General features: G+C 63.3%; 23 protein-coding genes. 8 read left to right on the forward strand and 15 right to left on the reverse strand.

What is annotated here, in order from left to right; all coding sequences use genetic code 11:
• Nucleotides 1–208 precede the first annotated feature (208 nt).
• Nucleotides 209–643, forward strand: coding sequence for an SRPBCC family protein (locus MUW49_RS12690; RefSeq protein ID WP_010673974.1), 435 nt, complete (start codon nt 209–211; stop codon nt 641–643).
• Nucleotides 636–992 (forward strand): RnfH family protein, encoded by a 357-nt coding sequence (locus MUW49_RS12695; RefSeq protein WP_102948158.1) that lies wholly within the window; start codon nt 636–638, stop codon nt 990–992. The genes MUW49_RS12690 and MUW49_RS12695 overlap by 8 nt, the downstream gene beginning before the upstream one ends.
• Nucleotides 993–1,060: 68 nt before the next feature.
• Here MUW49_RS12695 and MUW49_RS12700 read toward each other — a convergent pair whose 3' ends face one another.
• The 3 genes from MUW49_RS12700 to yiaY all read right to left on the reverse strand — a co-directional run bounded on the left by MUW49_RS12700 (nt 1,061) and on the right by yiaY (nt 3,419).
• Nucleotides 1,061–1,696, reverse strand: coding sequence for an NAD-dependent epimerase/dehydratase family protein (locus MUW49_RS12700; RefSeq protein WP_041212681.1), 636 nt, complete (start codon nt 1,694–1,696; stop codon nt 1,061–1,063).
• 100 nt (nt 1,697–1,796) lie between these two features.
• A complete protein-coding gene (locus tag MUW49_RS12705) occupies nt 1,797–2,135 on the reverse strand; it encodes an outer membrane protein assembly factor BamE (protein ID WP_029314185.1) in 339 nt (112 codons plus the stop codon).
• A 132-nt stretch (nt 2,136–2,267) separates the two neighbouring features.
• Nucleotides 2,268–3,419, reverse strand: a complete 1,152-nt coding sequence (gene yiaY, locus MUW49_RS12710; protein WP_161469814.1) for an L-threonine dehydrogenase — start codon at nt 3,417–3,419, stop codon at nt 2,268–2,270.
• Between the two features lie 392 nt (nt 3,420–3,811).
• On the opposite strand from yiaY, the gene udp reads away from it, so the two are divergent.
• Complete coding sequence (udp, locus tag MUW49_RS12715; RefSeq protein ID WP_010674037.1) at nt 3,812–4,567, forward strand: uridine phosphorylase; 756 nt, start codon at nt 3,812–3,814, stop codon at nt 4,565–4,567.
• Nucleotides 4,568–4,674: 107 nt separating this feature from the next.
• On the opposite strand, the gene MUW49_RS12720 is transcribed toward udp, so the two are convergent.
• Nucleotides 4,675–5,439 (reverse strand): RluA family pseudouridine synthase, encoded by a 765-nt coding sequence (locus tag MUW49_RS12720; protein ID WP_244812857.1) that lies wholly within the window; start codon nt 5,437–5,439, stop codon nt 4,675–4,677.
• A gap of 161 nt (nt 5,440–5,600) precedes the next feature.
• Between MUW49_RS12720 and rihA the strand changes: the two genes are divergently transcribed.
• Both rihA and MUW49_RS12730 read left to right on the forward strand, forming a co-directional pair.
• Nucleotides 5,601–6,536, forward strand: coding sequence for a pyrimidine-specific ribonucleoside hydrolase RihA (rihA, locus tag MUW49_RS12725; RefSeq protein ID WP_043154549.1), 936 nt, complete (start codon nt 5,601–5,603; stop codon nt 6,534–6,536).
• A gap of 29 nt (nt 6,537–6,565) precedes the next feature.
• Entirely contained in the window at nt 6,566–7,042 is a 477-nt protein-coding gene (locus MUW49_RS12730) for a hypothetical protein (protein ID WP_244812858.1), read from the forward strand.
• A 96-nt stretch (nt 7,043–7,138) separates the two neighbouring features.
• Here MUW49_RS12730 and MUW49_RS12735 read toward each other — a convergent pair whose 3' ends face one another.
• The 3 genes from MUW49_RS12735 to MUW49_RS12745 form a co-directional block, all read right to left on the reverse strand.
• On the reverse strand, nt 7,139–7,435 hold the full coding sequence (locus MUW49_RS12735) for a winged helix-turn-helix domain-containing protein (RefSeq protein WP_039039881.1): 297 nt from the start codon (nt 7,433–7,435) through the stop codon (nt 7,139–7,141).
• The gene (locus MUW49_RS12740; RefSeq protein ID WP_010674042.1) at nt 7,432–7,962 is read right to left on the reverse strand and encodes a DUF1523 family protein; all 531 of its coding nucleotides are present in this window, start codon (nt 7,960–7,962) and stop codon (nt 7,432–7,434) included. Before MUW49_RS12740 ends, MUW49_RS12735 begins: the two co-directional genes overlap by 4 nt.
• 178 nt (nt 7,963–8,140) lie before the next feature.
• Nucleotides 8,141–9,763, reverse strand: coding sequence for a methyl-accepting chemotaxis protein (locus MUW49_RS12745; RefSeq protein WP_041215567.1), 1,623 nt, complete (start codon nt 9,761–9,763; stop codon nt 8,141–8,143).
• 164 nt (nt 9,764–9,927) lie between these two features.
• Here MUW49_RS12745 and MUW49_RS12750 point away from each other — a divergent pair, with 164 nt between their 5' ends.
• Nucleotides 9,928–10,560, forward strand: coding sequence for a LysE family translocator (locus tag MUW49_RS12750; protein ID WP_039039878.1), 633 nt, complete (start codon nt 9,928–9,930; stop codon nt 10,558–10,560).
• A gap of 142 nt (nt 10,561–10,702) precedes the next feature.
• Here the strand turns inward: MUW49_RS12750 and MUW49_RS12755 are convergent, their stop codons facing one another.
• The 7 genes from MUW49_RS12755 to MUW49_RS12785 form a co-directional block, all read right to left on the reverse strand.
• A complete protein-coding gene (locus tag MUW49_RS12755) occupies nt 10,703–11,806 on the reverse strand; it encodes a beta-N-acetylglucosaminidase domain-containing protein (protein ID WP_045525256.1) in 1,104 nt (367 codons plus the stop codon).
• Nucleotides 11,807–11,851: 45 nt separating this feature from the next.
• Nucleotides 11,852–13,579 (reverse strand): potassium/proton antiporter, encoded by a 1,728-nt coding sequence (locus MUW49_RS12760; RefSeq protein WP_010674047.1) that lies wholly within the window; start codon nt 13,577–13,579, stop codon nt 11,852–11,854.
• A 268-nt stretch (nt 13,580–13,847) separates the two neighbouring features.
• Nucleotides 13,848–13,994, reverse strand: a complete 147-nt coding sequence (locus tag MUW49_RS12765) for a hypothetical protein (protein ID WP_010674048.1) — start codon at nt 13,992–13,994, stop codon at nt 13,848–13,850.
• Nucleotides 13,994–14,680, reverse strand: a complete 687-nt coding sequence (locus MUW49_RS12770) for a M15 family metallopeptidase (RefSeq protein WP_043154557.1) — start codon at nt 14,678–14,680, stop codon at nt 13,994–13,996. The genes MUW49_RS12765 and MUW49_RS12770 overlap by 1 nt, the downstream gene beginning before the upstream one ends.
• 29 nt (nt 14,681–14,709) lie before the next feature.
• Nucleotides 14,710–15,837 carry a succinyl-diaminopimelate desuccinylase gene (gene dapE, locus MUW49_RS12775; protein ID WP_010674050.1) on the reverse strand — a complete coding sequence of 376 codons (1,128 nt, stop codon included), beginning with the start codon at nt 15,835–15,837 and terminating at the stop codon, nt 14,710–14,712.
• A gap of 22 nt (nt 15,838–15,859) precedes the next feature.
• Complete coding sequence (locus MUW49_RS12780; RefSeq protein WP_039039874.1) at nt 15,860–16,210, reverse strand: ArsC family reductase; 351 nt, start codon at nt 16,208–16,210, stop codon at nt 15,860–15,862.
• A 326-nt stretch (nt 16,211–16,536) separates the two neighbouring features.
• Nucleotides 16,537–16,851, reverse strand: coding sequence for a hypothetical protein (locus MUW49_RS12785; protein WP_010674057.1), 315 nt, complete (start codon nt 16,849–16,851; stop codon nt 16,537–16,539).
• A gap of 285 nt (nt 16,852–17,136) precedes the next feature.
• On the opposite strand from MUW49_RS12785, the gene dcuC reads away from it, so the two are divergent.
• Both dcuC and MUW49_RS12795 read left to right on the forward strand, forming a co-directional pair.
• Nucleotides 17,137–18,513 carry a C4-dicarboxylate transporter DcuC gene (gene dcuC / locus MUW49_RS12790; protein WP_049636352.1) on the forward strand — a complete coding sequence of 459 codons (1,377 nt, stop codon included), beginning with the start codon at nt 17,137–17,139 and terminating at the stop codon, nt 18,511–18,513.
• A gap of 140 nt (nt 18,514–18,653) precedes the next feature.
• On the forward strand, nt 18,654–19,793 hold the full coding sequence (locus MUW49_RS12795; RefSeq protein ID WP_244812859.1) for a M20 family metallopeptidase: 1,140 nt from the start codon (nt 18,654–18,656) through the stop codon (nt 19,791–19,793).
• Nucleotides 19,794–19,863: 70 nt separating this feature from the next.
• On the opposite strand, the gene MUW49_RS12800 is transcribed toward MUW49_RS12795, so the two are convergent.
• Nucleotides 19,864–20,040: a hypothetical protein gene (locus MUW49_RS12800; RefSeq protein ID WP_244812860.1), complete on the reverse strand. Its 177-nt coding sequence runs from the start codon at nt 20,038–20,040 to the stop codon at nt 19,864–19,866.
• Nucleotides 20,041–20,169: the final 129 nt, after the last annotated feature.

Consider the following 20,169-nt stretch of genomic DNA (forward strand, 5'->3'; position numbering starts at 1 on the left):
GTGGGTGGCGGCGGCTGTAAAACGCACAGCGCTCCGAGTGGCGGCTTTGTGAGCAGTTCGATGACGATTTTGAGGGAAGGGCGGGGCGAGAGCAGGCCACACTGGCCGGAAAGTGTGCAATTGCCCTGCTTGGTGACCCGCGAACAGTTTCGGCGGTGATTTTGGCTGACAAGGTGATAAAATCGGGCCGATTGGATGAGGAAAACCCATGCCCCGTATTACTCGCAGTGCCCTGGTGATGTTCAGCGCGGAACAGATGTTCCGGCTGGTCAATGATGTTGATGCCTATCCTGAGTTCCTGCCCGGCTGTGTCGGCAGCCGTGTTCATGAGTCAGGTGAAGACTACATGATGGCCTCGGTCGATGTGGCCAAGGCAGGTATCGCCAAGACCTTTACCACGCGCAACCAGCTTGATGCCAATCGCACCATCAAGATGGAGCTGGTGGAGGGGCCTTTCAGCAAGCTGGCGGGTTGGTGGACCTTCACGCCCCTGGACGTGGATGCTTGCAAGGTGGAGTTCGATCTCGACTTCGAGTTCACCTCCAAGCTCATTGAGCTGGCCTTTGGCCAGATCTTCCGCGAGCTGGTGAGCTCCATGGTGCTTGCCTTCTCCAATCGTGCCAAGGTGGTTTACGGTGTCTGAGCTCCTCAATATCGAAGTGGCCTATGCCCTGCCCGAGCGGCAGACGGTGCTGTGCATCCGGGTCGCGCCCGAGACCAGCGTGCTGGCGGCCATCGAACAATCCGGCATCCTGCAAAAGCACCCGGAGATCGACCTGTCGGTCAACAAGTTCGGTATCTACAGCCGTCCGGTTAAGGGCGCAGAGCCGGTGCAGGAGGGGGATCGCATCGAGATCTACCGCCCTCTCATCGCCGACCCCAAGGAGATGCGCAAGAAGCGTGCGGAAAAAGCCAAGGAAGAGGGGCGTGCCGATGTGGTCACCGGCGGGCGGCCCGATGTGCACCGCAAGCGAGACGATGCCGGCACCTGACGGGTGATGGGTTGTGACAAAGGGGCGCCGTGGCGCCCCTTTGTGATCGTCTCGCCCGACACGGGGCATCACAGGGTGAGCAGGCGCTCGTTTTCCACCGTCTCTATCCCGCTCTCCTGGATGGCAAGGCGCGCCATGGCGTGCGCCACCTGACTGGCCTCGATGGCACGCCAGCGGCGCAGCGACCCGCGCAGCAGGGGCTTTACCAGCGGATAGATGGCCTGGATGATCTGTTCCGAACGGCGCGCAGGTTCGCGATGGCCGAGCAGCATGGCCGGGCGCAGGATGACAAGCCGCTGCCACTCCTGGGCCAGCAGGGCCTGCTCCATCTCGCCCTTGGTGCGGGGATAGAGGGCAGGGGAACCCGGGTTGGCGCCCAGACTGGAGACCACCAGCAGGCGGCGGCAGCCGTGGCGACGGGCGAGTGCGGCAAAGGCCAGCACATAGTCGAGATCGACCCGGCGAAATGCCTCGGCCGAGCCGGCATCCTTGCGGGTTGTGCCAAGGCAGCAGAAGGCAATATCCACAGGGGAGGGCAACGTCAATCTGTCCAGCGCGTCGAACGAGGTGGGCAGCCAGGTGCGTCCCGGAGCGGGGTCGCCCGGTTTGCGGCAGAGCAGGAGGAGGTCGTGCTCCGTCCCCAGCTCGCGCAGCAAGGCTTTGCCAATCAGACCGGTGGCGCCGGCAATCAAGAATCGACTCATGATGATCTCCTCGGGGCAATGAGGCATCCAGAGTGTGGCCCGGAGACATCACCGGGGCCAGAGAGAACAAAACCGGCAGAAGCCGGTTTTGTGGTGTCATCTAGAGCGGTGTGGTGAAGGCGGCAGGGAGAGGGAAATCACCGGTCACGGTGGCCAGTCTGTCACCCACGAAGTTGAGGGTCAGCTCCTTGCGCTCCTTGTCGCCCCGACCGGGCTGGAACTCATAGAGGTAGTACCAGGTGTTGGGGTCAAAGCTGTCGCGCAACATGGGAGAACCCAGCACGAACTCGACCTGTTCGCGGGTCATGCCTTGGCGCAGCTTGTCGACCTGCTTTTGTTCCACATAGTTGCCCTGGGGAATATCGATGCGATAGACCAGGCTGCAACCGGACAGGGTGAGGGCGGTCAGGGCCGCGGCAATCAGGTGTTTCATCCGCATATCGGGTTCAGATCATCCATACAGTCTTTTTAGCTCGGCAAATCATACCCACTCCCCGTGCGGAAGTAAAAAGCCATTGATCCATCAGCCAATAAAAAGGGCCGCGTGGCGGCCCTGGCAGATCTTGCCCCCTTACATGGCGGCGCGGAAGATGGCGACGATCTCCGCGTGAGTCGCCTGCCTGGGGTTGGTGAGACCACAGGCATCCTTGAGCGCATTGTTGGCCAGCACGTCGAGGTCGTCGGCCCTGACCCCGAGCTGCTCCAGACCGGCGGGGATCTTGACGTCGCGAGCCAGTTGCCGGATGGCGTCAATGGCTGCCGCCGCACCCTGCTCATCGCTCATGGCGCTCACATCCACCCCCATATGACGGGCCACATCCTTGAGCCGGCCGGCGCACACCCGGGCGTTGTAGGCCTGGACATGGGGCAGCAGCACCGCATTGCACACCCCGTGGGGCAGGTCGTAGAAGCCCCCGAGCTGGTGAGCCATGGCGTGCACATAGCCCAGGCTTGCGTTGTTGAAGGCCATGCCGGCCAGGAACTGGGCATAGGCCATCTGCTCACGGGCATGGAGATCCTCCCCCTGATGCACGGCGGTGCGAAGGTGTTCGGCAATCAGTGCGATGGCCATCACGGCGCTGGCATCGGTGACCGGGGTGGCGGCGGTGGAGACATAGGCCTCGATGGCGTGGGTCAGGGCATCCATGCCGGTGGCGGCGGTGAGGCCGGCGGGCTTGGCCAGCATCAGTTCCGGATCGTTGACCGACATCAGCGGCGTGACGTGCTTGTCGATGATGGCCATTTTCACCTGACGGGATTCGTCGGTAATGATGCAAAAACGGGTCATCTCGGAGGCGGTGCCGGCGGTGGTATTGATGGCGATGAGCGGCAACTGCGGCTTGTCGGAGCGATCCACCCCCTCGTAATCCTTGATGCTGCCCCCATTGGCGGCCACCAGGGCGATGCCCTTGGCGCAGTCGTGGGGTGAGCCGCCGCCGAGCGAAATGACGCAGTCACAGCCGTGGGCCCGGATCATCGCAAGACCCGCCTCGACATTGGCCACGGTGGGATTGGGTCTGGTCTCATCGAACACCACTGCGTCGATGCCGTGCTCGGCCAAGAGGGCGGCAAGCCGGCCCACCACGCCAATCTGGCCCAGGATCTTGTCGGTGACGATGAGCGCCTTGCGATAGCCATGTCCCTGGATATCCGCTGCCGCCTCCTGCAGGCAGCCCGCCCCCATCAGGTTGATTGCGGGAATGTAGAACTTGAATGTCGCCATGATGGACTCCGTATGATTAGCCATTAAGTGGTATGCGGGCGCCAACATAACAGCGTCGGAGGGGATGAGAAGGGGTCAATGGTATCTCGTTTGCAACTTTGTGGACTCGATCGCGCTCTTTAAATGGACGGTCGCTCAAGGCTTGACAAGGGATGGTAGTGCAAAAGGAACGTAAAAACGTTTTTCAAGAAATTCATCATCTTAGCAAACGTTTCGCGCCATTTTTGTCAGCTTTGAAGCGCAGAAGTGTGAGGCGTATCAAGGAATTGGAAAGCGCTTTCGACCATAGTTGGCGCTTCCCCGGATGAGGGGATACCGGCTTGAAAGTACCGTAAAGAATCACCTTAACTGCACTCGGCTGCCATGCGGCGGGGCGCAACCAGGAGTCCACTATGTCTGATGTATTTCACTTGGGTTTGAAAAAAGCGGATCTGCAAGGCGCCACCCTGGCGATCGTCCCCGGTGACCCCGAGCGCGTGAAGCGCATCGCAGAACTGTTGGACAACCCGGTGCACCTGGCCAGCCATCGTGAATTCACCACCTGGCGCGGCGAGATGGACGGCAAGGCCGTGATCATCTGCTCCACCGGTATTGGTGGCCCGTCCACCTCCATCGCGGTGGAAGAGCTGGCCCAGCTGGGTATCCGTACCTTCCTGCGCATCGGCACCACCGGCGCCATCCAGCCGCACCTGAACGTGGGCGACGTGATCGTCACCACCGGCTCCGTGCGCCTCGACGGTGCCAGCCTGCACTTCGCGCCGATGGAGTTCCCGGCAGTGGCCGACTTCGACTGCACCACCGCCCTGGTGAACACCGCCAAGGAGCTGGGCTCCAAGCTGCATGTGGGCGTCACTGCTTCTTCTGACACCTTCTACCCGGGTCAGGAGCGTTACGACACCGTATCCGGCCGCGTGGTACAACGTTTCCAGGGTTCCATGAAAGAGTGGCAAGCCATGGGAGTGCTGAACTACGAGATGGAGTCCGCGACCCTGCTGACCATGTGTACCAGCCAGGGCCTGCGTGCGGGCATGGTGGCCGGTGTCATCGTGAACCGTACCCAGCAGGAAATCCCGAACGCCGAAACCATGGCGAAAACCGAATCTGATGCCATCAAGATCGTGCTGGGCGCCGCCCGCAAGCTGATCTGATAGCACCACACCGAGTGGGGGGTGGGGGCCGTTGCGAAAGCGCGGCCCCTATCTTTATCCGCCGTTTGCCCCTTTTGCCTTCCTGACCCTGCTTTCCCCCTTCTTCGTTACCCCTGTTGCACCGTCATGGCCGCCAGTGCCTGCGCAAAGGGCGCTTCACAGCGGATCTGTACCGCTTCGCCGCTCACCGGGTGCACAAAACCGAGTTCACTGGCGTGCAGCATCAGTCTGGGGGCTCGTTCGCAGCCGGGCGGGAGCAGGCCGCCATACAGATCGCATCCCAGGATGGGATGGCCCAGCCACTGGCTGTGGATGCGCAGCTGGTGGGTGCGCCCGGTTTCCGGTACCAGCCTGACCCGGGTCAATGGCACCGGCTGGCCTGCCCCCTCCAGGGTGAATCGCTCCATTACCCGATAGCGTGAGCGGGCGGGTTTGCCGCTGGCGGCGCAGATGCTCATCAGCGGGAACAGCGCCGGATCCTTGGCGATGGATGCGTCGATGACGCCCTCATCCACCGCCAGATGGCCGCAGAGCAGTGCCTCGTAAGCCTTGCTCACGGTGCGCTGGCTGAACTGGTGGCAGAGCAGGGCGTTGATGCTCTTGTTTTTGGCCACCACCATGACGCCCGAGGTGCCAAAGTCGAGGCGGTGCACCAGGGTGCAGCCGGGGTAATCCTGTACCAGCCGGTAATGGACCGAATCGAGGTTCTGCGGGTTCTTGCCCGAGAGGCTCAGCAGGCCGCTCGGCTTGTTGATGAGCAGCAGATGCGCATCCTCAAACAGGATCTCGATGGTGGCGGCGCAGAGCGGAGCAACAAAGGTGTCGATGATGGCGGACATGGGGCAACCGGACGATGAAGGGAGAGGGATCATACCCGAACGATGGTGGCGCGGCGAATCTGGATGTCCGCTCCCGAAGCATATCGCCAAGTACTTGATCTCGTTGGTTGAGGCGTTTTGTGACTCCCTCCTGAGTTCATCTGGCCATCTCTTGCTAAGGTATGGCTCCCTGTCATGTTGTAAGGAGTCTGTCCATGGCGTTGCCCGTTATTCTCGATTGCGATCCTGGCCACGATGATGCCATCGCCCTCATTCTGGCGCTGGCGAGCCCCGAGCTGAAGGTGCTGGCGGTCACCACCAGCGCGGGCAACCAGACCCCGGACAAGACCCTCAACAATGCCCTGCGCATCCTGACTCTGCTCGGCCGCGACGACATCCCGGTGGCGGCGGGGGCAGCCAAGCCCCTGGCCCGTGAGCTCATCATCGCCGACAACGTCCACGGCGAATCGGGGCTGGACGGCCCAGAGCTGCCGGATCCCGCCTTTGCTCCCTGGGCGATGAGCGCCCTTGAACTGATGGCAAGATGTCTGCGCGAGAGCCCGGAGCCGGTCACCCTGGTGCCGACCGGGCCGCTCACCAACATTGCCCTCTTGCTGGCGGCCCACCCCGAGCTCAAGCAGAAGATCGCCCGCATTGTGCTGATGGGGGGCGCCGCCGGTGCAGGCAACTGGACCCCCGCGGCGGAATTCAATATTTATGTGGATCCCGAAGCGGCCGATATGGTCTTCAAGTCGGGGCTGCCCATCACCATGTGCGGGCTGGACGTGACCCACGAGGCCCAGGTGATGGACGAGGATATCGAGCGGGTACGCGCCATTCCCAACCCGGTGGCGCAGTGCGTGGCACAGCTGCTCGACTTTTTCATGATCTATCATCGGGATCCCAAGTGGGGATTTGCTGGCGCGCCGCTCCATGACCCCTGTACCATCGCCTGGCTGCTGGCGCCCTCCCTGTTTCACGGGGTGGAGTGCCGGGTCGATATCGAAACCGGCGGAACCCATACCCTGGGCATGACGGTGGTGGATCGCTACGACCTGACCGGCAAACCGGCCAATGCCCTGGTGCTGCTGGGGCTCGACAGGGTCGGTTTCATCGAGTTGCTGGTGCAGCGACTGCGCTCATTTGGTTGACATCCTGGACATCGGATAAGGGGTTGGGAATGTGGAAAGGGACGTTGGCGCTGCTGACATGCATGCAACTGACGGGTTGTGCGACCCCGTTCGAGAAGATGTGGCAGGGGCTGGCGACCTGCGAGCTGGACACCCTTCATCTCGACATCGAGACCGGGCGCCCGGCCAATCCGCAGCTCGCCATGTATACCCCTGACAAGGTGAGCGAGGGCTTTGCCTGGTACAAGGTCCATCAGGAGTTGCACGGCCTGCCCATCGTCGGTTTCCTGGTGCCGGCCTCCACCTTCGAGGTACATGCCCTCTTCGTGGATACCCCCATCGCCAATGCCCGCAGGCTGACCCATAACGCCTATGGCAGCGAATTTGCCGACGAGAGGCTGCATGACGAGGGGATGGCCCCCCTGTTGCTGCGCGACCCCAACAATCCCAAGCGCTCCATCATCGACTGCACCAGGGGTGAGTCGGCGGAGCCGCTGCCGGAAGCGTCTTTCGGCGAAGGGGAGTGAGTCCGGGGGAGGGCAACGGGATATCAGGCCAGACAAGAAAGGGGCCAGCCGCAAGGCTGGCCCCTTCTCTATGGGAGCAGACCCGGGTCCGGGGTGTCAGGGATACCCCAGGGTCTGCCTGATGACGGGAAGCTGCGCGGCAATCCAGGCCGGATTGATGGGCCCCCAGTCGCTGATGCGGTAGTGCCCCTGCAGATGGCGAGCCCCCTCGGTCTGCTCGAAGGCGCACTGGATATCGAGCTCCGCCAGGGCGCTGAGGGTGTCCTGGGCGGTGCGGCGCGGCATGCCGGTCGCCTCCATGATGGCGGGCACGGTGTCCGTGCCCTGACTGATGAGGTGAGCCACGTAGAGCCGGCGATAGAAGCTGGTGCGGGTCTTGCTCGGCTCGCTCATATCTCGTCCTCGAGGCGATCGAAGTAGCGCCAGGTGGCGATGGCCGCCTTGCCCATCACCAGGGCCCAGACACCGAACCAGAACCAGCGGAAGAAGCTCCAGGTGGAGGCATCGGGCTCGGTGCTCGCGATCTTGGTGACGTTGGGGAACATGGAGAACATGTTCACGCGCCAGCCGTAGGAGGTGATGATGGCCAGGCGTTTTTCGAACTCCATGGACTTGGCCTTGGCCTGGACGTCGGCGGCGTTGAACTTGAAGTAGAAGGGCCAGCCCCATTCGGTGTCTTCATTGCGAAACACCCGGATCTTCTCGCCGGGGCGCTCGGTGTAGATGTAATAGACGTCGGTGGTGGGGCCGTCAGCCGGGTTCTTCTGGCTGATGGGGCCATCCTTGTCGGTGCGCTTCACCTCCACCCCGGTGATGGTGGCGATGGTGTGTTCCGGCAGATAGAAATCGAGCCAGAGTGCGGAGAGCAGGGCGATGAGGCCGAGCATGATAAAAGCGGGTTTCTTGAACTTCAGGCTCATGATGATCTCTCGATGAGGGGGAGTGACGTGCCTCTACCATACCCACATTTGTGAATGCAGCCCAGTCCCCAATGACACCTTGATGGCAAAAACCCGTTTTAAACAGGAGGCGTGAAGGGGGAGGGGCAAGTGCGGGGCCTGCGCCGGGCCCCGCGGTATCGAAGAGACCCTCTCGGGATCAGAGCTGGAACTGGGCGAGCTGCCTGCGCTGCTGCTCGGCGAGCTGTGACAGTTCGTGACTGGCGGCGGCACTCTGGCTGATGCCGGCAGCGTTCTGGTTCACGATCTCGTGGATGTTGGTGAGGTTGCGGCTGATGTCGGCGGTGACGCAGGATTGTTGTTCTGCCGCGGTCGCCACCTGGGCGTTGGCACCGTTGATCTGGTTGACCGCGTCCGTGATGCCCCCCAGCAAGGCCTGTACCTCGGCGGAGAGCTGCCGGTTGTGGCCGAGGATCTCCAGGGTCTGCTGCACGCCGCTGTTGGCGGAGAGGGACTGGCTCTGCAACTGCTCGATGATGGCCTGGATCTCCTTGGTGGAGTCCTGAGTACGGGCGGCCAGCAGGCGCACTTCGTCGGCCACCACCGCAAAGCCGCGGCCGCTTTCACCGGCGCGGGCCGCCTCGATGGCGGCGTTGAGGGCCAACAGGTTGGTCTGCTCCGAAATGCTCTGAATGACTTCGATCACCTTGCCGATCTGCTCGGACTGGGACTTGAGCCTGGCCACCACAGTCGCGGCGTTCTCCAGACTGCCCGCCATGCGGCCGTTGGCCTCGATGCTTTCGGCAAACAGGGCCAGCCCCTGCTCGACCCGACTGTTGGCATCCCGGGCCAGCTCGTCGGCCAGGGCGGCGTTGTGGTTGACGTTGTCGGCGGTGCTGGCCAGCTCGGTGACGGCGGAGGCCACCTGTTCGGTCTCACCGCGCTGCTGCTGGGCGTTGACCTCTGCCTGGGTCATCACAGCGGCAAGCTCGGTGGCGGCGGAGGCCACATTGCCACTGATGCCGGTCAGGGTCTGGATGGTGTTGGCAAGCTGGCTCAGGGTCCGGTTGATATCCCTGGCGAGCTGGCCCAGCTCGTTGTTGCCTTCGGCATTGGCACGCACGTTGAAGCGGCCGAGGGCGACGGCGTGCATCACCTCCTGCAACTGGCCGATGGGCTGCACGATGCGCCCGGAGATCCACCAGCCACCCAGCAGGGCCGCGATCAGGGTGCCCCCCATCAGCAGCAGGGTGCGCAGCAGGGTCGCGCGGTAGTGGGCCTGCTCCTCGGCAATCTCAGTCTGGGTCAGCTGATTGATGTGGACGGACATGGCATCGATCTGCTTGATGAGCGCCTCCCCCAGATCGCGAAAGTGCAGGCGGGCCTGCTCATAGGCGGCGGGATCGCCACTGCCTTGGTACTTGGCGGTCAGCAGGGGCAGCATGCTGCTGCGGGTATGGCCGAGGTAGGCCTGCAGGGCGGCCGCGACCTGACGGTTGTCCTGCTCGGCACCGGTGACAACCAATCTGGTCAGGATGGCGCCAATCTCCTGTTCGGCGGCGGAGAGCTGGGCCGGCAACTGGGCGAAGAGGGCCTCATCGTACAGGCCGTAGATGGCGTTGGTGCGCAGCCGGTAGGTGGCGTGGATCAGGGCCGCGATGTCGTCCTTGTGGCGGGTAACGCTGGCGGTGGTTTCATTCATGTCCTGAATGGCACCGTCGATTTCCTGTTTGCTGATCACGGCCATCAGCAGCATCAACAGGCTGGCGAGCAGGAGAGGGATAAGCACTTGAAGACGAATGGACAGATTATTCAATGACATGAAAGATCCTAACCCGAAAGAGGAGTGAGGCGGCATCTTACACAGGCGCGACAATCCTTGTCACAGGGTTTTTAATGCTGAATTCTTGCTGAATGAAAAGGTTTTTCTTGTGTTAAAAGAGTGTGATAGGCAAGATCGTCTGCTTGTTACCCTGGAGGTGTAGTGTGTCCGACTGGATTGATCCCGCCATCTTGGCGCTCTTTATTCCCACGTTCTTTTTTGTCTCAGTAACCCCCGGTATGTGCATGACCCTGGCGATGACCCTGGGCATGAGTCTGGGGGTGCGCCGTACCCTGCACATGATGTGGGGGGAGCTTGTCGGCGTCGGCCTGGTCTCCGTGTTGTCGGTGGTCGGGGTCGCGGCAGTCATGCTCAACTACCCGGCCCTGTTCTCTGCATTCAAATATGTAGGTGGCGCCTACCTGGTCTGGCTTGGCATCCAGATGTGGCAGGCCAAGGGCAAGATGGCCATCCCGGCGGATCTCTCGGCGGGTCAGCAGACCAGCCCCATGGGACTGGCCGTGCAGGGTTTCGTGACCGCCATCGCCAACCCCAAGGGGTGGGCCTTCATGGTCTCCCTGCTGCCCCCCTTCATCAATGCGGCCAAGCCGATGGCACCCCAGATAGGGGCCCTGGTCGCGCTCATCCTGGTCATCGAGTTCTCCTGCCTGATGCTCTATGCCAGCGGTGGCCGCACCTTGCGCCATTTCCTCGCCAAGAGCGGCAATGTCACTCTGATGAACCGGATCGCGGGCTCTCTCATGCTGTTTGTCGGGGTCTGGCTGGCCTTCGGTTAAACACCCGCTCAATCTGCCGCCCTATGTGACGCCATGGGGCACCTGAAGAGAGATGATGCAAAAAGGCCACCTCCCTGCCCGGGAGGTGGCCTTTTACATGGGCCCGTTTTTTTATGAACCCACTTTTCATGGACTCATGGGGTCAGTCGGTCAGGCAGTCCGGATCGAACACGTATTCCCCGGCCAGCCAGCGCAGGATCTCGTTCACGCAGGCCTGATCCTGGAACGGCAGGTAGCGGCTCTTGAGGTGGATGACCTGCTCGGGGGTGAGCTGGGCCAGACCGATATCCTGGAAGAGCGGCAGGTCGGCCTGGATCATGGCGGAGATCTGCGGCCCGCAGGTGGCGTTGAGGGAGGCGTGCAGCGCCTTGTCAGGATCGTACTGCTTGCCGAGCTTGTAGCTCATGGGCAGGGTGGCGAGCGGCAGGGCCGAGAGGGCCGCCTGCTTCATGGGGTTGACCGCATGGCCGCTCACGAGATCCGCCAGCTCTGCCGGACGGTTTTCGAAGGCGCGCAGGTGCAGGAAGCTGCTCGCCTTGCTGCCGTCATTGACCGGATAGTTGTCCCACAGGAAGGGCTTGCGATGGAGCCAGTCGGCGGCCTGTTTGAGGTGGGCAGCCGGATACTCGGTGGAGCAGACTTTGGGGCCGGTCCAGAAGACATCGATGCGCCTGTCGAGCCCCTGACCCAGATCCTGCAGATAGTGGGGGGGCATGGCACCGAACACCTTCTCCAGCACCGGATCCGTGCTGTAGTAGCTGGGGCAGAACAGCAGGCGGCCTGCGTCGGTGTGGGCCGCGATGTCGTGGGCGATGGTGAGCTGCCAGTGGGCGAGATCCGGGGTGTCCCCCTTCATGTCGTCAAACAGGATCGCCAGGATATCGGGCTTGAGCGCCTCCTCGATGAGCCTCACCTTCTCCAGCAGGGCGGGTCGCTGGCGGGCATAGTCGTGATGGGCCCCCATGGGGCTCAGGCCCACCCCGAAGGCCAGACCGTTCTCCCGGCACTGGCGGGCGAGCTGGCACAGGGCTTCAAGCTGGTCGGCGGGCCAGGGGGTGGCCCAGTGCTTGCGCAGGTAGCCGTCTTCCTTGGGGGCGTAGAGGTAGAAGCCATAGCCGTGGCGGGGCAGCCACTGGGCGTAGCGGGCACGGGCTTCCCAGCTCCAGCCCTTGCCAAAGAAACCCTCGATGAGGCCCAGCTTGGGCGAGGGAGGATACAGACCGGACAACAGGGTTTGATAAGGCATGGTTCACTCCCTTCTCACACAAATGCGGGCTACGATGGCCGGCGCCTAGACGGGGTCTTCTTCCAGGAAGCGCACCCCTATCTTGCGGGGTTCACCCTCTTCCATTTCCGCCACCGTCCAGAGCAGTCCCTGCCAGGCGACATGGTCACCGACCACCAGATTATCGCCCAACTGATGGGCAATAAAATCGCCGAGGCTCTGATCCGCCACCTCGCTCACATCCAGCCCGTAGAGCGGGGCGAGATCCACCAGCCTGGCGTTGGCCTCCAGCAGGAAGTCACCGAAGAAGCGCGGGCCCAGATCCTGCTCCGGCGCCTGGCTGAAGAGCTGACCGAGGGCGGGCAGGTCGTGCTCGTGGCCGATGACGCAGAGGATGTCATCGGATTGCAGGCAGGTACTGCCCGAGGGGTGGAGCAGCTCCTGGCCGCGGAACAGGGCGCAGATGCGGGTGCCCTGAGGCATGCGCAGCTCCCGCAAGGGGGAGCCGATGCACCACTTCTCGGCGCTCAGGCGATAGACGAAGGTCTCCCACTGGCTGTCGAGATCGATTTCCAGCCCAGAGCGGTTGATGGGAGAGGGCGGTGCGGGCACCTCCACTCGCGCCAGCTTTGATGCCAACGGCAGCGAGCTGCCCTGCAGGATGAGCGAAACCAGCACCACGAAGAAGGCGACATTGAAGTAGAGCTGGGCATTGGGCAGCCCCGCCATCATGGGGAAGACCGCCAGGATGATGGGCACGGCGCCGCGCAGCCCCACCCAGGAGATGAACCAGCGCTCGCGCGGCGCGAAGTTCTTGAACGGCAGCAGTCCAATCCAGACCGACACCGGACGGGCAAACAGGATCATCCACATGGCCAGGGCCAGCGCCGGCAGGGCGATGGGCAGCAGCTTGTGGGGCGAGGCGAGCAGCCCCAGCACCAGGAACATGCCGATCTGGCTGAGCCAGGTCAGGCCGTCCAGCACGGAGAGGGTGGTGCTGCGGCTGCGCAGGGAGAGGTTGCCGAGCAGCAGGCCGGTGAGGTAGATGGCGAGGATGCCGCTGCCCCCCACCGCCGTGGTGAGGGCGAAGATGAGCAGGCCGCCGCTCACCGTGAGCAGGGGATAGAGACCGGGGGCGAGCTTGGCACTGTTGATGAGCTTCCACAGCAGCCAGCCCCCCGCAAGGCCGATGCCAGCGCCCAGCCCGAACTGCTTGACGAGTTGCAGTAGCAGGAAGCCGGCATCCAGCCCCTGCTGGGCGGTGGCCAGCACCTCGATCAGGGTGACGGTGAGAAAGACCGCCATGGGATCGTTGCTGCCCGATTCTATCTCCAGGGTGGCGCTGACCCGCTCGTTGAGGCTGCGCCCGCCGAGCAGGGAGAAGACCGCCGCCGCATCGGTGGAGCCGACGATGGCACCGATGAGCATCCCCTGCATCAGGTTGAGGTCGAACAGCCAGGCGGCGGCGAGGCCCGTGAGGCCGGTGGTGATGGCCACCCCGACCGTGGCCAGCGAGAGCGCGGGCCAGAGCGCGACCCGAAAGGAGGAGACCCGGGTGCGCATGCCGCCGTCCAGCAGAATGATGGCCAGTGCCAGGTTGCCCACCAGGTAGGCGACCGAGTAGTCGGCGAAGTGGATGCCGCCGGGACCATCCTCACCCGCCAGCATGCCGACGGCGAGGAAGATGACCAGGATGGGGATGCCGACTCTGGAGGAGAGTGCGCTCAACAGGACACTGGCACCCACCAACAGGGCACCGATGAAGAAGAAACTGTTGACGGTGGTGGCATCCAATGGCGAACTCCTTATGGCGGGCTGCAAAACAGGCACATTATATGCAGATTGACCCCCTTTGTGTGGCTTAATTGTGCATTGTTTTGCAGTTTTTTACGTTTGTTGCGCAGTTTTCAAGCAGGGCGAGGGTGGCGTGCCCGCGCGGGAAAGCGCAGGGAAAGGGGGCAATGGATGGGGCTTTCAGTGCAGGCAGAGGGGGGCGGCAGAGGGCGAAAAAATGCCGTGGACGGGAAGGGTGCAGGAGCGCCGACGGGCTCCTGCGAGGGGGTCAGTCGTCCTCGTCGTCCTTGACCTCCCGGATCTTGTCCTTGTACTTGGGCAGCTGTTTCTCGAGCTGCTTCATGTCCTTGATGGCGTTGAGAAACAGGCCGAGCAGAAACAGCAGCGGCAAGCCTATCCATAACCACAAGCTCATCAGAATCTCCTTTCGTGGTGTGCCGGGGTGACATAGCGGGCCAGGATCTCGTCGAGATGAGCCAGGATGCACTCCTTGCCTTCAATATCCGCCCGTTCCAGACAAAGCGCCAGCGCCACCGGATCCAGGGCCAGCCCGTCGGATTCGGGCGCGAAGCTCAGGTGCCAGGGCTCGTAGGCCACCCCCTGATCCGGTTGCTCCCCTTTTGCATAGGGCAGGAAGAAGCCGAAGTCGTTCATGTGATCGTCCAGCCACTCGCGCAAATCGGCAAACCAGCCGCCCGCCTCGTACTCCCAGGGTTCCAGCGCGAGCCGGGTGCCGGCGGGCAGGCAGTCCGGATCGTAGATGTCGAGATCCGTGCCCCAGTGATGGCGGCTGGTGCCGGGCAGGGCGCTCCAGTGCAGGATGGCGTGCAGTCGCTCGGTCTCGCCCAGTTGCAGGGCATCGAGGGGCTGGTTGTGCGCATCCAGCAGAGGGCGCTCCCCGCGCCACTTGCCGTTCCAGATGGCGAGCTGGCGCTCGAAGCCGCGCCAGCTGGAGGCCGCCTGCAGGTTGAAACCGGCATGGGCGGCAGCCACCTGCATGTCGTTGAAGGCCGCCGCGGTGGCGGCGGTCAGACGATGGGGGCCGCGCCCCACCAGGATGAGGTGGCTCTCATCCAGCCCAAGCAGTTGATCCTGATTCATGGTCTGGTCTCTCTTGTCCGGAGCGCTGCTCATGCCAGCAGTCGTGCCAGCACCCCTTGGTACATGTCCGCCAGCAGATCCAGATCGTCCGCCTTCACGCACTCGTTCACCTTGTGGATGGTGGCGTTGACCGGGCCGAGCTCGATGACTTCCGCCCCGGTGGGAGCGATGAAGCGCCCATCGGATGTGCCCCCCGTGGTGAGCAGGGCCGGCTGCTGGCCGTTCACTGCCGCCACGGCGGCGACGGTGGCGTCCAGCAGGGCGCCGGTGTCCGTCAGGAAGGGCTGGCCGGAGAGGGTCCACTTCAGCTCGAAGTCCAGGCCGTGACGGGTCAGCAGCGCCTCGACCCGCTCGCGGATAGCCGCATCGGTGAGCTCGGTGCTGAAGCGGAAGTTGAACTGGACCTGCAACTCCCCCGGGATGACGTTGGAGGCGCCGGTGCCGCCCTGGATGTTGGCGATCTGGAAGCTGGTGGGGGGGAAGTAGGCGTTGCCCTTGTCCCACTCGATGGCGGCGAGCTCCGCCAGCGCCGGGGCCGCCTTGTGGATGGGGTTGTCCGCCAGATGGGGGTAGGCGACGTGGCCCTGCACCCCGCGCACCAGCAGATCGCCGGTGATGGAGCCGCGACGGCCGTTCTTCACCACGTCCCCGACCTGGGCGGTGGAGGAGGGTTCGCCGACGATGCACCAGCGGATCTTCTCGTTGCGTGCCTCCAGGGTGTCGATGACGCGTACCGTGCCGTTGATGAAGGGCCCCTCTTCATCCGAGGTGATGAGAAACGCGATGGAGCCCTTGTGGTCCGGGTGCTCGGCCACGAAGCGCTCGGTCGCCACCACCATGGCGGCCAGGGACCCCTTCATGTCGGCGGCGCCCCGGCCATGGAGCATGCCGTCCTTGATGGTCGGCTCGAATGGCGGGGTGTCCCACTTCTCCAGGGGGCCGGCGGGTACCACGTCGGTGTGGCCGGCGAAGCAGAAGAGGGGACCCTCGCTGCCACGGCGTGCCCAGAGGTTGGTGGTGTCCTCAAAGACCATGGGTTCGATGACGAACCCCAGGCGCGCGAGGCGCTCCGCCATCAGGGTCTGGCACCCTTCATCCAGGGGGGTCACGGAGGGGCGGCTGATCAAATCCTTGGCCAGTGTGATGACGTCCGACATCGGTGTTCCTTAACAGAAAAAGTTAACGGGAGAAGAGGGATTGATAGAGGTCTGCCTTGAAGCCCAGGGTCAGGGTACCGTCCTGGTCCAGCAGCGGGCGCTTGATCATGGCCGGGTGGGCCAGCAGCAGGTCACGGGCCTTGGCGGTGTCGAGCCCCTGTTTTTCTGCTTCCGGCAGGGCGCGGAAGGTGGTGCCACGGGTGTTGAGCAGGGCTTCCCAGCCCAGCTTGGCGAGCCAGAGATCGAGCTGCTCCGGGCTCAGACCGTCGGCGCGGTGATCATGAAAGCGGTAATCGATACCCGCCTCCTCCAGCCACTTGCGGGCCTTCTTGATGGTGTCGCAGTTCTTGATGCCATAGAGGGTGGTGGCCATGGGGGATCCTTTGTCTGCGGGCCGGCGGCCCTGAAATCGTGCAAGGGCCCGATTCTGGCATTGTGGTCTCCCCATGGCAACGCTCATGGCCGGATGGGCTGGTTTTACCAGTCAGGCCGAGTGGAGAAGGGAGGGGGCCGCGCGCCAGCACACGCTGGTCTGGGACGGGATGCGCTGCGGTATCAAAGGGGGAGACCGTGGGCGGGAGGCCCTTATGCTGCACACCTGGCCGGATGGGGCCGCTGGGGTCGGGGAAGGGACGGCGGGGGCCAAAAACCAGAACGCGCCTGCTGGTATGGGCGCGTTCCGGATTCAGGGGGCGGCACTCAGTGCAGGGTGGTCCACTCGTGATCGAAGACCCGTGCCCGCTCCCAGGGGGCATCCGGCAGGCTGGAGGAGAGGCCGGCGTATTTGCCCACGTCATCCATCACGATGGCGGAGAGAATGGGCAGGTGATTTTCGGTGCAATACATGCGGATGCGTTGCAGCAGGGTACGCAGTTCATCCTGGCACTGCTCCAGCCCGGCCTGCCTGGCCAGTTTGGAGTAACGAATGGTGGTGCGTTCCTTTGCAGACTCGACGAGGATGTCCCACAGCTTGCAGTCGCAGGTCGGGGTGCCTGCGGTGGCTTGGTTTGTCATAACTCTCTCCGGTGCGAAATGGTCGCTCTGTGTCGACGGGCATCTTGGCCAGTTCACCCCGGCGGGATGTTGATCCAACGCAAACAAAGTGGCGGTTGTCGGTCAGGGATACCCTGGGGAGCATTCTAGATCCAGTTTTGTGATGTTAAATGTCGTTTTTAGTTTTATTTTTGGAATAAAAATCTACAATCGTTTGCTTTTTCCATCTTTATTGATGGTGATCAAGAGGAAAGGGGAGATCCACCACTAGATTGCGCTTCTCGATAATCTTGTCAGGAGTGCACCTTGGAACTCGTCTTCGTCTTGCTCGTGCTGATCGCCGTGGTCTACGGCATCATCAAGGATTACAACCCGCAGGCGGTGCTGGCGCTGGCGGGCATGGCCCTCTTCACCGTCGCCTACTGGCTGGGACTGCACCCCATTCTGCCCGCCGACAAGAGCACCGGCTTCGCCCTGTTCGACCTGTTCGAGGTGTTCAAAGGGATCTTCTCCTACCGGGCGGCGGGGCTCGGCCTCACCATCATGGCGGTGGCGGGCTTTGCCACCTACATGTCCCATATCGGCGCCTCCCAGGCCCTGGTGCGGGTGGCGGTCAAACCGGTGGCGGGCATCCAGTCCAGCTACCTGATGCTGGCCATCTGCTACCTGGTGGCGGTCTTCGTCTCCCTGTTCGTCACCTCCGCCACCGGCCTTGGCCTGCTGCTGATGGTCACCATGTACCCGGTGATGCGCAACCTCGGCATCAGCCCGGCTTCCGCCTGCGGCGTCATCGCCACCTCCCAGGCGTTCGAAATCGGCCCGACCCAGACCAACGCCATCTTCTCCGCCGGTCAATCCGGCATGGATCCCACCAGCTACTTCGTCGACTACCAGATCTGGCTGGTGGTCCCCATGCTGCTGGTGACCATGGTGCTGCACTTCTTCTGGCAGCGGCACTGTGACCGCCAGGAGGGCTGGGATCCGGCCCTGCATCGCGGCGAGCACGCCGAGCTTGACGAAAAAGGGGCGGACGAGGTGGCCGCGCCGACCTGGTACGGCCTGCTGCCCATCATCCCCTTCGTACTGATGATGACCTTCTCCAAGCTCCTGGTGACCAGCATCAGCGTCAGCGTGGAGGTGGCCATGCTGCTGTCGGTCTTTATCGGCATGCTGTGCGAGCTGCTGCGCACCCGCTCGGTGCGCACCGCCTTCGCGGGGCTCTCCAGCTTCCTCGACGGCATGGGCAAGGTGTTCGGCCCCGTGGTGGCGCTCATCGTCTGTGCCGAGCTCTTCGCCGAATCCCTCAAGGCCATCGGCGCCATCGACACCCTGCTCCATTCGGCCAGCAATGCCGGCATCGGCAGCGGCCTGATGACCCTGGTGATGGTGGGGCTCATCATGGTGGCGGCGGTCATCATGGGCTCGGGCAACGCAGCCTTCCTCAGTTTCTCCTCCCTGGCCCCCGCGGTGGCAGCCAAGTTTGGCGTGCCGGCGGTGACCATGCTGCTGCCGATGCAGCTCGCCTCGAGCATCGGCCGCACCGTCTCCCCCATCGCGGCGGTGCTCATCGCCTGTGCGGGCATCGCCAAGGTCTCTCCCTTCGTGGTGGTCAAGCGCACCAGCGTGCCCATGGCGGGGGCCCTGGTGACGGCGCTGCTCCTCAACTATCTGCTGTTCATGTAAAGGCTCTGGTGTAGTAGAGGCGGCGGCCAGTTGATCCACGCTGGCCGACCGCCGTTGACGAGGCGGCGTCGAGTGCCCGCCCACTCTTATCGTTGCAAAAACAGTCTGTGTTTTACGCAGATTGTTCCATGGAGAAGACAATGAACGACCTCACGCGCCCGTTCTCCCTCGATACCTATCTGGCGGATCTCGCCCCGCTCATCAACCTCGACTGCGGCACCCGCACCCCGGCCGGGGTGGCCCGGGTCGCCGATATCATGACCGAGAAATATGAGGCCATCGGCTGGCAGGTGACCCGCCACCAGTTCGCCGCCGAGTGCGGCCCCTGCCTCGAGGCAACCAATGCCCCGGGGGCGGATCACTACGACGTCATGCTGGTGGGCCACATGGACACCGTCTTCCCCGAGGGGACGGCGGCCAAGCGACCGCTGAAAATCGAAGGCAATCAGGCCTTTGGCCCCGGCGTCTCGGACATGAAGAGCGGCCTGCTCTCTACCTGGTATGCCTTGAAAGAGCTGGACCCGGCCGTGCTGGCCAGGCTCAAGGTGCTGGTTTGCTGCAACTGCGACGAGGAGATTGGTTCCCCCTGGTCCAAAGAATGGCTGGTGAAAAAAGCCAAACAGAGCGGCTGCGTGCTGGTGGCCGAGGCGGCCCGCCCGAGCGGGGATCTCATCAGCGCCCGCAAGGGCAATGCCAAGTACCGCATCACCTTCCACGGCAAAGCCTCCCATACAGGCTCGGCCCTGGCACAAGGGGTCTCCGCCATCACGGAGCTGGCCCACTGGGTGCTCGCCATCAACCAGCAGGTCAACATGGAGACCGGCACCACCATGAACGTGGGGGTGGTGCAGGGCGGTACCGGCGTCAACGTGGTGCCCGACTTTGCCGAGGCGATCGTGGATTTGCGCTTCTGGTGCAACGAAGAGGCGCAGGCGGTGCACGACCGGCTCACCTTCATGGCCAACAACCCCTTCCTCGCCGGTTGCCGGGTCGAGGTGGCGCGCCAGAGCTTCAAGCCGGCGATGCGCCCGAGCGGCGACACCGAGGCCCTGATGGCACTGGTGGAGGCGGCAGGCAGGGAGGAGGGCGTCCCCTTCACTTGGCTGGAGGCGGGGGGCGGCTCGGATGCCAACTTCACCGCCGCCGCAGGCGTGCCGTCCCTCGATGGCTTCGGCCCCATGGGGGGCGGCTTCCACTCGGAGGCGGAATTCCTGCTGCTGGAGAGCATCGAGCCGCGCATCCGCCTGCTTAAGCGGGTGCTGGGCAAGCTGGCCAGATAGGCCGGCGTCATAGACAAGCAAAACGGGAGGCCAGTGCCTCCCGTTTTTTATGTGTCGCCATCGTGAGAGGTCATTCCTCGTCCTCCTGCAGATAGGCGAGGTGCTCCTGGCGCGCCACCTGCCAGTGGCCGAGCGTCAGCGGCGCCGCAAACCCGGGGCCGTCGGTCACCATGGTGTGGTACTCCCCCTGCTCGCCGCAGGCATCTAAGCCCCGGGTTGCCGCCAGTTGCTGCGTATTCCCACGCATGGCGATCGCTCAATAACATTCATGCCGATCACTCAATAACATCCATGCCGATCGCCCAATAACATCCCAGGCCGATCACTTTTTTCCTCTATGGGAAACCATGATCGGCATGAATGTTATTGATGACTT

The sequence above is a fragment of the Aeromonas sp. LsrichE-8G genome, from assembly GCF_022869435.1.
Lineage (GTDB): Bacteria > Pseudomonadota > Gammaproteobacteria > Enterobacterales > Aeromonadaceae > Aeromonas > Aeromonas caviae.